The 12,808-nt window shown below is 73.9% G+C and carries 12 protein-coding genes; 5 read left to right on the plus strand and 7 right to left on the minus strand.

Going from position 1 to position 12,808, the window contains the following annotated elements:
- Positions 1 to 2: 2 nt before the first annotated feature.
- The 5 genes from FRAEUI1C_RS18850 (at position 3) to FRAEUI1C_RS18870 (ending at position 5,954) form a co-directional block, all read left to right on the plus strand.
- Positions 3 to 908: an ABC transporter permease gene (locus tag FRAEUI1C_RS18850; protein WP_013424922.1), complete on the plus strand. Its 906-nt coding sequence runs from the start codon at positions 3 to 5 to the stop codon at positions 906 to 908.
- A gap of 8 nt (positions 909 to 916) precedes the next feature.
- On the plus strand, positions 917 to 1,975 hold the full coding sequence (locus tag FRAEUI1C_RS18855; protein ID WP_013424923.1) for an ABC transporter ATP-binding protein: 1,059 nt from the start codon (positions 917 to 919) through the stop codon (positions 1,973 to 1,975).
- A 399-nt stretch (positions 1,976 to 2,374) separates the two neighbouring features.
- Positions 2,375 to 4,267 (plus strand): MGDG synthase family glycosyltransferase, encoded by a 1,893-nt coding sequence (locus FRAEUI1C_RS39065; RefSeq protein ID WP_013424924.1) that lies wholly within the window; start codon positions 2,375 to 2,377, stop codon positions 4,265 to 4,267.
- Positions 4,264 to 5,064 (plus strand): polysaccharide deacetylase family protein, encoded by an 801-nt coding sequence (locus FRAEUI1C_RS18865; RefSeq protein ID WP_013424925.1) that lies wholly within the window; start codon positions 4,264 to 4,266, stop codon positions 5,062 to 5,064. Before FRAEUI1C_RS39065 ends, FRAEUI1C_RS18865 begins: the two co-directional genes overlap by 4 nt.
- Positions 5,061 to 5,954 (plus strand): DMT family transporter, encoded by an 894-nt coding sequence (locus FRAEUI1C_RS18870; RefSeq protein WP_013424926.1) that lies wholly within the window; start codon positions 5,061 to 5,063, stop codon positions 5,952 to 5,954. The genes FRAEUI1C_RS18865 and FRAEUI1C_RS18870 overlap by 4 nt, the downstream gene beginning before the upstream one ends.
- 19 nt (positions 5,955 to 5,973) lie before the next feature.
- On the opposite strand, the gene FRAEUI1C_RS18875 is transcribed toward FRAEUI1C_RS18870, so the two are convergent.
- The 7 genes from FRAEUI1C_RS18875 to FRAEUI1C_RS18900 form a co-directional block, all read right to left on the minus strand.
- Positions 5,974 to 7,173 carry a thiolase family protein gene (locus FRAEUI1C_RS18875; protein WP_013424927.1) on the minus strand — a complete coding sequence of 400 codons (1,200 nt, stop codon included), beginning with the start codon at positions 7,171 to 7,173 and terminating at the stop codon, positions 5,974 to 5,976.
- A gap of 97 nt (positions 7,174 to 7,270) precedes the next feature.
- A complete protein-coding gene (locus FRAEUI1C_RS18880; protein ID WP_013424928.1) occupies positions 7,271 to 7,666 on the minus strand; it encodes a Zn-ribbon domain-containing OB-fold protein in 396 nt (131 codons plus the stop codon).
- 486 nt (positions 7,667 to 8,152) lie between these two features.
- On the minus strand, positions 8,153 to 9,064 hold the full coding sequence (locus FRAEUI1C_RS18885) for an alpha/beta hydrolase fold domain-containing protein (protein WP_013424929.1): 912 nt from the start codon (positions 9,062 to 9,064) through the stop codon (positions 8,153 to 8,155).
- Between the two features lie 4 nt (positions 9,065 to 9,068).
- Positions 9,069 to 9,215, minus strand: a complete 147-nt coding sequence (locus tag FRAEUI1C_RS37220) for a DUF1059 domain-containing protein (protein WP_013424930.1) — start codon at positions 9,213 to 9,215, stop codon at positions 9,069 to 9,071.
- A 178-nt stretch (positions 9,216 to 9,393) separates the two neighbouring features.
- Positions 9,394 to 9,876, minus strand: coding sequence for a GNAT family N-acetyltransferase (locus FRAEUI1C_RS18890; protein WP_013424931.1), 483 nt, complete (start codon positions 9,874 to 9,876; stop codon positions 9,394 to 9,396).
- A gap of 10 nt (positions 9,877 to 9,886) precedes the next feature.
- Positions 9,887 to 11,248, minus strand: a complete 1,362-nt coding sequence (locus FRAEUI1C_RS18895; RefSeq protein WP_013424932.1) for an NtaA/DmoA family FMN-dependent monooxygenase — start codon at positions 11,246 to 11,248, stop codon at positions 9,887 to 9,889.
- 38 nt (positions 11,249 to 11,286) lie between these two features.
- Positions 11,287 to 12,561 (minus strand): LLM class flavin-dependent oxidoreductase, encoded by a 1,275-nt coding sequence (locus FRAEUI1C_RS18900; RefSeq protein ID WP_013424933.1) that lies wholly within the window; start codon positions 12,559 to 12,561, stop codon positions 11,287 to 11,289.
- Between the last annotated feature and the right edge of the window lie 247 nt (positions 12,562 to 12,808).

Here is a 12,808-nt window from a genome sequence, read left to right on the forward strand (position 1 = left end):
CGATGCCTCCCGGGAACCCCGGCCCGCCCACGTCCGGTCTGGATTCGCCCGGTGGCGTCGACCATGACGTGCGGACCGACTGGCTGGTCGGGCGCGGTCGCCTCCTGCGGGACGAGACCAGGGCCTACCTGCTGCTGGTCCGGGTCGCGTTCCGGGAGGCGGGCCAGTACCGGGCGTCGCTCGCGCTGCGCTCGCTGACCGAGGCGGCCGCGACCGTGCTCGACCTGGCCACGATCGGGATCATCTTCGCCCAGCTGCCGAGGCTCGCGGGCTTCTCGCTCGCCGAGGTCGCGTTCCTGTACGGCACGTCGGCGCTGGCGTTCGCGCTGGCGGAGGCGTTCGTCGGCCCGCTGGACCGGCTGGGCTGGCACATCAGCGACGGCCGGTTCGACATCGTGCTGATCCGGCCGGTCAGCGTCCTCGTCCAGACCGCGACCATGGCCTTCGCCCCGGCGCGGGTGGCCCGGGTCGTGCAGCCGCTCGTCATCGTCGTCGTCAGCTGCGTCGCCCTGCCGGTCCACTGGACCGCGGACCGCGTGCTGCTGGTCCCGGGGATGATCGCCTGCGGGGCGGTCATCGCGACCGGCGCGTTCGTCGCCACGGCCGCGGTCCTGTTCGTCGCCCCGGACGCGACCGTCGCCGTGTCGGCCAGCACGCAGGGCTCGGCGCTGGCCGCCCGCTACCCGCTGACGATCTACGGCCACCACCTGGCGCTGCTGCTGACCGTCGTGCTGCCGATCGGCTTCGTCAGCTGGCTGCCGGCGCTGCACGTGCTCGGCCGGCCCGACCCGCTCGGCCTGCCCACCGCCCTGCGCTTCGCCTCCCCGGCGGTCGCCGCCGCGACCAGCGTGGTCGCGGCGCTCGCCTGGCGGGCCGGGGTCCGCCGCTACCGCAGCACCGGGAGCTGAGCCGCCGCATGACAGCCGACGAGGACGGTGACCGGCCGGTCGTCATCGAGGTCGAGGGGGCGACGAAGACCTTCGTCCAGCGCCGGCGGGTGACGCGGCGGGGCCTGCGGCGCGAGCGCCTCGACGTCCACGCGGTCCGCGACGTGTCGTTCACCGTGCGGGCCGGCGAGATGGTCGGCTACCTCGGGCCGAACGGCGCCGGGAAGAGCACCACGATCAAGATGCCGATCGGCATCCTGACGCCGACGACGGGCCGGCTGCGGGTCGCCGGCCTCGACCCCGCGCGCCAGCGGCTCGCGCTGGCGCGCCGGATCGGCGTGGTGTTCGGGCAGCGGTCCACGCTGTGGTGGGACCTGCCACTGCGGGACAGCTTCGAGCTGGTCCGTCACCTCTACCGGGTCCCGGCCGACCGGTACCGCGCCAACCTCGACCGGTTCGTCGACCTGCTGGACCTCGGCCCGTTCCTGGCGACCCCGGTGCGGCAGCTGTCCCTCGGGCAGCGGATGCGCGGCGACCTGACCGCGGCCTTCCTGCACGACCCGGCCATCGTCTACCTGGACGAGCCGACGATCGGCCTCGACGTCGTCTCGAAGGCGGCGGTGCGTTCGTTCCTCGCCGAGACGAACCGGGAGCACGGGACGACCATCATGCTCACGACCCACGACACCGCGGACATCGAGCAGCTGTGCCGACGGGTGCTCGTGATCGACCACGGCCGCCTCGGCTTCGACGGCGACCTCGCGACGCTGCGCGACCGCCTCGGCGGCGACCGCATGCTGATCGTCGACCTGCCCGGCCCCGTTCCCCCGGTCTCCGTCACCACGCCGGGCGCCCGGGTGGTCCGCGTCGACGGCCCCCGCCAGTGGCTGTCGTTCCCGGCCACCGCGAGCGCCGCCCCGCTCATCGCCGAGGTCGCCGCCCGCTACCCGGTCGTCGACCTCTCGATCCGCGAGCCCGCCATCGAGGACGTCATCACCCGCCTCTACACCAGCGGCCCCATCCCCACGGCCCGCCAGCCCACGACCCCGACCGACCATTCCAACGCCTCAGCGGTCGGCGAACCGTGACCGCGCGAGCGCCCTCTATTGGCGCCGGTTCCGGCGACGCCGGTCCGCCGGCTTGATCGCCGTTTCCGCCCTCCCCTGCTCACAAAACCGCCGCAGTTACAGCCACCCGAGGGCGAAAACAGCGATCTTGCCAGTCGGTGGCCCGGTCGCCACCTGATCGCCACCCGGGTGTAAACCGTGCGTCGCCGGTCGGCGCGACAATGTCTCTTCTTCGACAGCGCAGTGGGAATTCACTGCTACACGCCAGTGGAAATGACGCCGGTATCGCCCGGGTGGCGCGTTGATTTGTCGCCCGTCTGACATTCAGGGCGCGACCGGTCGCCACGGCACGGAGCCACCACCTAAAGTGCGATACCGGCTCACTGCGCATTGGCCGGCTTCCTGGAGGTTCGCTGTGAGATGGGTCGCGCCACGAGCGGCCAGGCCGTGAACGACGCCTCCAAGCCAACGGCGCCCAAGCCGACGGGGCCCGAGCCCACCGCGCCCAGGCCGACGCCGACCATGGGCGCCGGTCGCGTCGTCGTCATCACGGGCAGTGTCGGCGCGGGCCATGACGGTGCCGCCCGGGAATGGGCCCGGCTGCTGCGCGACCGCGGCTACGAGGTCGAGGTCCACGACTTCCTGGACATCCTGGGCCGGGTGCTCGGGACCGGGATGCGCTCGGCCTACGAGACGATGCTGTTCCGCGCGCCCTGGCTCTACAGTCTGATCTTCTGGGTCGCGGCGGTCCCACGCGGGGTCTCGCTGCTGAGCCGGACGGTGCTCGCGCCCTTCCGGCCCCGGCTGCTCGCCCTGTTGCCCGCCGACACCGTCGCGGTGCTGGCGACCTACCCGCTGGCCGGCCAGCTGATCGGCCGGCTGCGCCGCAAGCGCCTGCTGCCCGTGCCGGCGTTCACCTTCCTGACCGACTTCTCGGTGCACCGCCTGCTGGTCGCGCCGGGCATCGACGCGCACTACGTGCTGCACGACGTCAGCGCCGCCCAGGCCCGGGCGCTCGGCGCCGCCGGGATCGTGGTGACCGGCCCGGTGGTCTCGCCGCGGTTCGGCCCGGCCTCCGCGGCGGGCCGCGCCGAGGCCCGGGAACGCTTCGGGCTGCCGGCGGGGGGCCGGCTCGCCCTGCTGGTCGCGGGGTCGTGGGGTGTCGGCGACGTGGAGCGCACCGCCGCCGAGATAGTCGCGACCGGCGCCGCCACCCCGGTGATCGTCTGCGGGCGCAACGAGGCGCTGCGGGCCAGGCTGTCGCAGGCGGGGCTCGGCCACCCGCTCGGCTGGGTGTCCGACATGCCGGGGCTGATGCGGGCCGTGGACGTGCTGGTGGAGAACGCCGGCGGGCTCACGTCGCTGGAGGCGATGGCCAGTGGCCTGCCGGTCGCCAGCTACCGGTCGATCCCCGGCCATGGCCGGGCCAACGCCGCCGCGCTGCACGCCGCCGGCGTCTCGTACTGGATCCGCCGCCGGCGCGAGCTGGGGCCGGCCCTCGCCGAGCTGGTCGACGGTCCGCGCGGGCGCCGGCAACGGACCGCCGGGCTCGCGTTGTTCCAGGACGACCCGTCCGACCTGGTCGGGCGCGCGATCGAGGACGCCGCCGCGGACCGGCCGGCCTCGCTGGACCGGGCCAGGGTGTCCCGGGCGCTCGCCGCCGAGGGGCGGCGCCGCTGGCCCAGGCGGGCGGCGTTCGCCGCGGCGACGGTCGGCTTCCTCGGCTGGAACGCGACGTTCGGGACGTCGATCGCGGTCGCGCACGGCCTCGACTCGGCCCGCCCGGCGCGGCCGGAGGCGATCTACCTGGTCGTCCACCCGAACGAGCACACCGACGTCACACCGGCGACACTGGCTCTGCTGCGCGACGCGCACGCCGCCGTCGCGATCGACGCCGAGCTCATCCGCCACGACCCGGCCCTGGCCCGGCTGCTCGCCACCTCCGGTCTGCAGGTGGTGAACGCCGGCGGGGGGACGCCGTACCGGACCGGGCTCGTCGGCGGGCGCACGGCGATCGGGCACACCGCGTTCGCGATCCACCGCCTGGGCGGGCCCCGGCCGGTGTCGTTCCTGAGCAGCGGCGACCTGGACGCCGTCGACCTGGCGACCGTGTCGTACCTCGACGAGACGATCGTCGTGCCCAACGCACGGGTCCGGGGCGGGGCGCCGATACCGCCGCTGGGCCGAGGGGGGACCGTGCTCATCGAATGCCCGGCCGCGCCGGACTGCGGCCTGACCGTCACGCTGGCCCAGCGAGACGGCCTGATCGTCGGCCAGAAGCTGCGGGCTGGCACGCTGAGCAGGCACGAATGAGCGGCCGCAGGCCCGGCACCGTGATCGTCACCCGGAGCCGGGGCCGCCGGGCCGCGACCGCGGGCGGGATCGCCGCCGCCGCGGCGGTGGCCGCGGTCGCGGCGGGCTACGCGAGCCCGGCCGTGACGTCCTGGCCGCTGCTGCGGGCCCGGCTGCTGCCCGGGCTCGCCGGCCTCGGCGAGCCCGACCACGTGGCGCTGACGTTCGACGACGGGCCGGACCCGGCGTCGACCCCGGCCTTCATCGCGGCCCTCGCGGAATCTGGGACGAAGGCGACGTTCTTCCTGCTCGGCTCGATGCTCATACACGCCCCGGAGGTCGGCCGCGAGCTGGTCGACGCCGGCCACGAGGTCGCGGTGCACGGCTGGGAGCACCGGTACACCACGTTCCGGACCCCGGCAGCGCTCTACGACGACCTGGCGCGCGCCCGCGACCTGATCGCCGACGTGACCGGGCGGCAGCCGGTGTACTTCCGCCCGCCCTACGGCGTGCTCAGCGCCGGCTCGCTGTCGGCCGCGCGGCGCCTGGGGCTGCGGCCCGTGCTGTGGACCGCCTGGGGCCGGGACTGGGAGGCGCGGGCGACGCCGGAGTCGGTGCTGGCGACGATCCGCAAGGACCTGGCCGGCGGTGGCACCGTCCTGCTGCACGACTCGGACTGCACGTCGGCGCCGCTGTCCTGGCACGCGGCGCTCGGCACCGTACCGCTGCTGCTGGCGGAGTGCGCGGGCCGCGGGCTGAGGGTCGGGCCACTCGGCGAGCATTTCGCCCCGGCCGGGGCCGGCTCGGGCCGCGGGTGAACTGGCCGGCGATCCTGCTGGCGCTGCTGGCGGCGGCCACCTTCGGCGCCACCTCGGCCCTGCAGCATCACGCCGCCAGCCAGGAGGAGCGGCACGGGGCGCTGGACCCCCGGCTGGTGGCCCGGCTGGCCCGCCGGCCGCTGTGGCTGGCCGGGGTGATCTGCGACGGCGGGGCCGTGCTGCTGCAGACGGCGGCGCTGGCGCTGGGCCCGCTGTCGCTGGTCGAGCCGCTGCTGACGGGCGGGCTGTTCCTCGCGGTCCCGTTCGAGGCAGCGCTGGACCGGCGCCGGCCCCACCCCCGGGACCTCGCGGCGGCGGCGGTCGCGACGGTCGGGCTCGTCGGGTTCCTGCTGGCGGCGAACCCGCGCGGCGGCGCGTTCACGCCGTCCGCGCGGACCTGGCTGCCACCGGCGGCGGTCCTCGGCCTGCTCGTCGCCGCCGCGCTGGCCGCCGGCCGGGGCGCGCCGCCGACCCGGCGGGCGACCTGCCTCGGCCTCGCCAACGGGCTGATCTTCGGCCTGACCGCCGGGCTGCTCAAGGCCTGTACCGACCTGCTGGCGAGCGACCCCTGGCGGCTGCTGACCAGCTGGCCGCTCTACGCGCTGGCCGTGCTCGGCGCCGTCGGGTTCGTCCTGAGCCAGGCGTCGTTCCAGGACACGCTGACCGCCCCGCTGATCGCGATGACGCTCACGGAGCCGGTCGTCGGCCTGGCCCTGGGTGTCGCGGTGTTCCATGAGCACCTCGCCGCCACCGGCCCGCGCGCCGTCGGGCTGGCCCTGGCCGGCGTCCTCATGGCCGTCGGGACCTGGCTCGCCGTCACCTCGCCCGCCCGCGCCGCCGAGCCTGGGCAGACCCTCCCGGGAGGGCCCGCCCAGGCCGCGGAGGTCTGATCCGCGGCAGGCACGAGGGTCAGGCGGCGGCGCGCTCCAGGATGTGGACGCCGCAGGCGTTGCCGAGGCCGATCACGTGGGCGAGGCCGACCTTGGCGTTCGGCAGCTGGCGGTCGCCGGCCTCGCCCCGCAGGTGGGTCGCGATCTCCCAGACGTTGGCGATCCCGGTGGCCGCGATCGGGTGGCCCTTCGACTCCAGGCCGCCGGAGACGTTGACGGGGGTCTTGCCGTCCCGCCAGGTCGCGCCCGAGTTGAAGAAGTCGACCGCGCCGCCCTCCTCGCACAGCCGCAGGTTGTCGTAGTGCACCAGCTCGGCGGTGGCGAAGCAGTCGTGCAGCTCGACGAGGTCCAGGTCCGCCGGGCCGATGCCGGCCTTCTCGTAGGCCTGGTTCGCGGCCTGGCGGGTCAGCGTGTTGACGTTCGGCAGGACCTGGCAGGCCTCCTCGTACGGGTCGGTGGTCAGGATCGACGCGGAGATCTTCACCGCGCGCCGCTGCTGCTCCAGCGAGAGGGTCTTCAGCTTGGCGCCGGAGACGAGGACGGCGGCCGCCGCGCCGTCGCAGTTCGCCGAGCACATCGGCCGGGTGTTCGGGTAGGCGATCATGACATCGTTCATGATCTGGTCGAGGGTGAACCGCTTCTGGTAGGAGGCCAGCGGGTTCAGCGTCGAGTGCGCGTGGTTCTTCTCGGAGATCTTCGCGAACAGCTCGAAGGACGTGCCGCCGTACTTGTGCCCGTACTCCAGGCCGATCTGGGCGAACACGCCCGGCATCGTCTCGGTGCCGATCCGGCCGTCGATCGGGCCGACGGCGCCGAACCGGCCGGAGGGCTGCCAGGTGTTCGCGTCCCCGCCACGGCTGCCACCGGCGAGCAGGCCCGCGCCGGCCAGCTTCTCGACGCCGACCGCGATGCCGTAGTCGACCTCGCCGGCCTTGATCGCCATGTTGACGACCCGGATCGCGGTGGCGCCGGTCGCGCAGGCGTTGGAGACGTTGTAGACCGGAATCCCGGTCTGGCCGATCTGCTTCTGCAGGCTCTGGCCGGCGACCCGGCCGAGCAGCGAGCCGAACGCCATCACGCCCATCTCGCGCATGGTGACGCCGGCGTCGGCGAGCGCCCCCATCGTCGCCTCGGCCGCGAGGTCGATCACGTCCTTGTCGGGGTGCTTGCCGAACTTGGTCATGCTGATGCCGAGGATCCAGACGTCGTCGCTGGCCATCTCCGCCGCTCCGCTTCTCGTGTCGGGGTGAAAGTCGTTGAGGGGCGCCACCCGCTCCTGGGCTGGCGCCGCGTCGTGGCCGCCGGGCGGCCTGGGCTCAGCGCTGGGGCTCGAAGCCGAAGTTGACGGCCTCGGTGCCGGCCTCGTCGGTGCCGACGGACTGCAGCGCGAAGCGGACCTTCATGCCGACGTGCACGGCGTCGGGGGTCGCCTCGACGTTGATCAGGTTCGCGCGGACGCTGGTGCCACCGCAGTCGACGGTCGCGGAGACGAACGGGACCGGGATGCCGGGCGCGGCCAGCGAGACGATCGTGAACGCGCGGACCTCACCCTCGGTGGCGACGTCGACCTTGCGGAACTCGGTGCCGAAGCAGCCCGCGCAGGCGTTGCGGCGGTCGAAGAACCGGGCCCCGCAGGTGACGCACTCGTTCGCGACGAGATGCGGGCTGTCGCCGAGAACGAGGTAATCGACGAACGGAATCGACTGCGACACTTCGCGCGCTCCTAGACGGTGAGGCCCCGGTGGCCCGGCTCCGGGCTCGGGGCCGGTCGGGACTCGGGGAGAACAGCAGGGTCAGCGGGACGGTGGATGCCGGCTCGACGGGGTGGCCTCGCCGAAAGCCACCCGATGGTCGGCCCAGCCGGGCCTTGCGGAAACCTGCTTCTAGTCCCGCCCCCGACACGGTCCGCCCGGTTCCGGCGCCCCCTTGATCGCCGTCTCGGCCCCGCGGTGGTCGTAACCAGGCCTGTTTCGTAGCCACCAGAAGGCGACAACAGCGATCAAGGGGCGGTCAGAGATTGACGGTCACGGCTTCTAGTCCGGCGTATCACTCCGCTCAGCCCGAAGGCAACCGTTCGAGGGCCGGTACGACCACCCCATATGAGTTCATATCTCGAACTCAGATCGTGGCACAAGCGGCGGGCCTGTGAGATCCGCCGCCGGCTCCGGGCCGGGCCGACGGCGCGCGGTGGTACCGGTTCAGCGGTCGGCGCGGCAGGCGGCGATCAGCCTCGCGCGGGCGGCGGCGGCCTCGGGGATGGGCGCCAGCGGGTAACAGTGCGGGAGGCCGGGCGCCTCGTGATAGTCGATCACCAGGCCGGCCTCGGCGGCGAGGCGTCGGCTGTCGGGCAGCAGGACGTCGTGGGTGCCGCACAGCACGGTGAGCGGCGCGAGGCCGGCGAGCGGGCCGTTCAGCGGGCTGACGAGCGGATCGGCCGGATCGAGCGGGCCGGCGTAGCAACGCCCCGCCTCGGCCAGGCCGTCGATCCGCAGCATGTGGTCGTGGCGGGCGATGGCCGGCTGGTCGGGGTGGGTCATCGTCACGTCGAGCCACGGGGAGATCAGCGAGATCCGGTCGGGCTGGGGACGGCCGCGGGCACGGGCCGCCTGCGCCGAGGCGAGCGCCAGCCCGCCGCCGGCCGAGTCGCCCATCAGCACCAGCCGGCCGCCGGCCGCGCGGGCCTTGCCGAGAAGCTCGTCGAGAAGATCGGCCACGCCGGACACGACGTCCGCCGGGAGCCCCCACCCCGCCAGGGGGTAAAGCGGCATGACCACCCGGGCCGGAACATCCCGGGCCAGCCGCGCGACCAGCAGCCAGTGCCACGCCACCGGCTCGGCGATGTAGCCGCCGCCATGCAGGTAGAGCACGGTGACCGGCCCTGAAACGGCGCCGGCCGGCCCGGCGAGCGGGGTCAGCTCGTGGACCGGCCAACCGGCATGCTCGGCGACGGTGTGCCGGGCGAACCGGCCCAGCCACCCCGGCGCCCGGACCACCGCCGGGCGCGCCGCCTGGGCCGCGACCCGGGCGCGCACGTCCTGGGCCGTCCACGACCGCCCCCGCAGGATCGGGAGGGCGACCGTGTCAAGAAGCCGTGCCCGCAGGCTCGGCATGCGATCAGAACGCGATGAAGAGGATCTCGTCGCGGCCGTAGTCGAGATCGGGGTGCTTCTCGCGCAGGTGCGCCTGGGTCTTCTCGACGAGCTCGTCCTCGTCCTTGCCGACGACTCGGGTCCCGCACGGGCAGTCGAGGGTCGTCTTCATGCCGCCTCCTGTGCCAGCTGTGGCCATCCGCGGCCCGGGGCCTCGGGGTGGGCCGTGTCCTCTCGGCCAGACGCGGGCGTTATTCCCACCGGCCAGATCGTTACTGGCCGGTGCCCGCTGGCCGCCGAAGCCGGCCAGGAGCCCGGCCACCCGGTGGGCCGCGCCTGTCACGGTCATCCTAGTGCGGGGCGATGTCGCCAGGCAGCAATCGTTTGCGGTAGAAAACGCGCTCGAGCCCGTCTTCGCCCCGGCGTTCGGTCTCGACGTAGCCGCGCGCTTCGTAGATCCGCTGGTTCTCGGTCATCGAGACGTGGGTGAACAGCCAGACCGACGTCGCGCCGAGGGCCACCGCCCGTTGTTCGGCCAGGTCCAGCAGCAGCCGGCCGAGGCCGCGTCCCTGCTCGGACGGGTCCACGGCGATGTTCTCCAGCAGCAGCTCGCCGTCGCCCGGGACCAGCACGACGAAGGCCAGCACCGCGCCACCCGGTCCGTCGATCACCCAGACCTCGTCGTGGCGGACGGCGTGGGCGTAGTCGGCATCCATCGGCCCCGGCCGCCTGCCCGCCATCCTGGCCAGATACGGCCGATAGGCGCGGTCCGCCAGCCGAGCCAGCTCGGGAACGTCACCCGGCCGCGCCCGGCGTGGCTTCTGTTCGGTCACCCGGTCAGTGTCACCCGGTGCGGGGCAGTGGGCTCAGGCCGAGGTGGTCGCGCAGGGTGGTGCCGGTGTACTCGGCGCGGAAGACGCCGCGTTCCTGGAGCAGGGGGACGACGGTGTCGGCGAACTCGTCGAGGCCGCCGGGGACGAGGTGCGGGACCAGGATGAAGCCGTCCGAGGCCTCGTCCTGGACGAACCGGTCGATGGTCTCGGCGACGGTCGCCGGAGAGCCGACGAACGACTGCCGGCCGCTGACCGCGATGACGAACTCGCGAATGGAGAGGTTCTCGGCCTCGGCCCGCTCCCGCCACTCCTTCGCCGTCTTCAGTCGGTCGCCGAACATCCGGGTCTGCGCGCGGCCCTTGACGACGGTGTTCTCGCCCTCGACCGGGTCGACGCCGGGCAGCGGGCCGTCGGGGTCGTAGCCGGACAGGTCCCGGTTCCAGACCTGTTCGAGGAACCGCAGCGCGGTCTGGCCGCTGGTCTGCTGGCGGCGCACGACGTGGGCCCGCTCCTGGGCGTCCGCGTCGGTGTCGCCGAGGACGTAGGTGGCGGCCGGGAGCACCTTGAGCGAGTCCCGGGACCGGCCGTACTTCGCCAGCCGGCCCTTGACGTCGGCGAGGAAGGCGCGGCCGGCGTCGTAGGTGGCGTGGCGGCTGAAGATGGCGTCGGCGGTGGCGGCGGCGAACTCCCGGCCGGCCTCGGAGTCGCCGGCCTGGAAGATGACCGGCCGGCCCTGCGGGCTGCGCGGCACGTTGAACCGGCCGGAGATGTCGAAGTGGTCGTCGCGATGGGCGAACGTGCCCGCGGCCGGGTCCTTGAGGAAGACACCGGCTGCCTTGTCGGCGGCGATCTCGTCACCGTTCCAGGAGTCGAACAGCTCCCAGGTGGTGCGCATGAACTGCTCGGCCCGGGAGTAGCGGTCGGCCTCGGCGAGGAAGCCGCCGCGGCGGAAGTTCTCCCCGGTGAACGCGTCCCACGAGGTGACGACGTTCCAGGCCGCGCGGCCGGCCGACAGGTGGTCGAGGCTCGCGAACTGGCGGGCCACCTCGTAGGGCTCGTTGAACGTCGAGTTGATCGTGCCGGCGAGGCCGAGACGGTCGGTGACGGCGGCGAGCGCGGCCAGCACGGCGAACGTGTCCGGGCGCCCGACGACGTCGAGGTCGTAGATCCGCCCGGCGGACTCGCGCAGCCGCAGGCCCTCGGCGAGGAAGAAGAAGTCGAACTTGGCCCGTTCGGCGGTGCGGGCGAGATGGGCGAACGACGAGAACGCGATCTGGCTGCCGGACTCCGGCTCGCTCCAGACGGTGGTGTTGTTGACGCCGGGGAAGTGCACCGCCAGGTGCACCTGCCGCCGGCCGGTCGGGTCGCTCATCGGGAACCTCCGGAGACGGGAAACCGCCGAGGACGGCGTCAGGCGGCCTGGGCCCAGGCCTTGGCGAGCAGCTCGTAGGACCGCACCCGGTCGGCGTGGTCGTGGGTGATCGTGGTGATCAGCAGCTCGTCCGCGCCGGTCGCGGCGACCAGGGCCCGCAGGCAGCGCACGACGGTCTCCGGGCCGCCTACGAACTGGCTGTCGACCCGGTCTGCGACCAGGGCGCGCTCGGCGTCGGTCCACACCTTGGCCGCCGCCTCGGCCGGTGACGGATAGGGCATCGCGCCCTCGCCCGCGCGGATCGACAGCACCCAGGCGCCGTAGCCGCGGGCCAGCTCGGCGCCGTGCGCGTCGTCGTCGCCGACGACGACGTCCGCGGAGACGAGCACGTAGGGCCGGTCCAGCTCGGCGGACGGGCGGAAGGCGGCGCGGTAGGCGGCCACCGTGTCCAGGACGCCCCAGGGGGCGACGTGGTAGTTCGCGCCGAGCGGCAGGCCCAGCTCGCCCGCGGTCCGCGCGCTGTCGCCCGGGGACGAGGCGAGCACCCAGATCCGCGCGTCCGCGCCCTCGGTGGCCGGGGAACGCAGCAGCTGGCCGTCGGAGCCCCGGGCGTCGCCGCGGAACAGCGCCTGGATCGCGCCGATCCAGGCCGGGTAGTCCTCGCCCTCGTCCTCCCGGTGCCCGACGAGCTTCGCCTGCTCCAGGATCCGCGGCAGGCGCTCCGGGGTGAACATCCCCTTCGGCTGGGTCGGGATGAGCAGGCCGTCGACGATCCGGCCCTTCCCGTCCGGCGCCGGCACGCCCGGCGGCTCGGCGGCGGGGGTGGACGGAGCCGGGCCGGCGGGGGCCGAGCCGGCGGCCCAGCGGCTTGCCAGCTCGGCGAGGCGGTTGAGGTTCGAGCGCCCGATGCCCAGGTCGATCCGGCCGGGATGCAGGTGGGCCAGCAGGCCGAACTGCTCGGCGACGCCGACCGGGGTGTGGTGTCCGGTGAGCACGGCACCGGAACCGACCCGGATCCGGGCGGTGGCGGTGGCCACCGCGCCGATCAGGACCGACGGCACGGCCGACGTCACGCCAGGCGTCAGATGGTGCTCGGCCAGCCAGAACCTGGTGTAGCCGAGCCGCTCGACCTCGCGGGCCAGATCCAGGCAGTTGCGCAGGGCCTCGGCTGGAGTCGAGCCGGAGACCAGCGGAGCCAGGTCGAGGACAGAGAGCGGGACAGAGACGTCGGGAACGGCAGAGACGTCGGGAGTGGCAGAGACATCGGGAGTGGCAGAGACATCGGGAACGGCAGGGGCGTCGGGAGTGGGCACGGTGGCGCCACCTTTCGCGGTGGTCACGGGCAGCGGCCGGTGGGGCGCTGGCGAACCAGGCCGACGCTCACCGACAGCGGCTGGCCGCCAGGTGCCCGAAGTCGAGGTAACGCCGACGCGTCAGCCACGAGTACGACCGCATGTCACCGACTTTGCGCAGGCGGCCTTGTCCAGTCAAGCAGTGAACAAAGGGTCTGGCTCACAAGTCGGCCTTTTCGGCCAGCGCCGGCCAGCGGGCCGGGCGGCA

The sequence above is a fragment of the Pseudofrankia inefficax genome (assembly GCF_000166135.1).
In the GTDB taxonomy this organism is placed as follows: domain Bacteria; phylum Actinomycetota; class Actinomycetes; order Frankiales; family Frankiaceae; genus Pseudofrankia; species Pseudofrankia inefficax.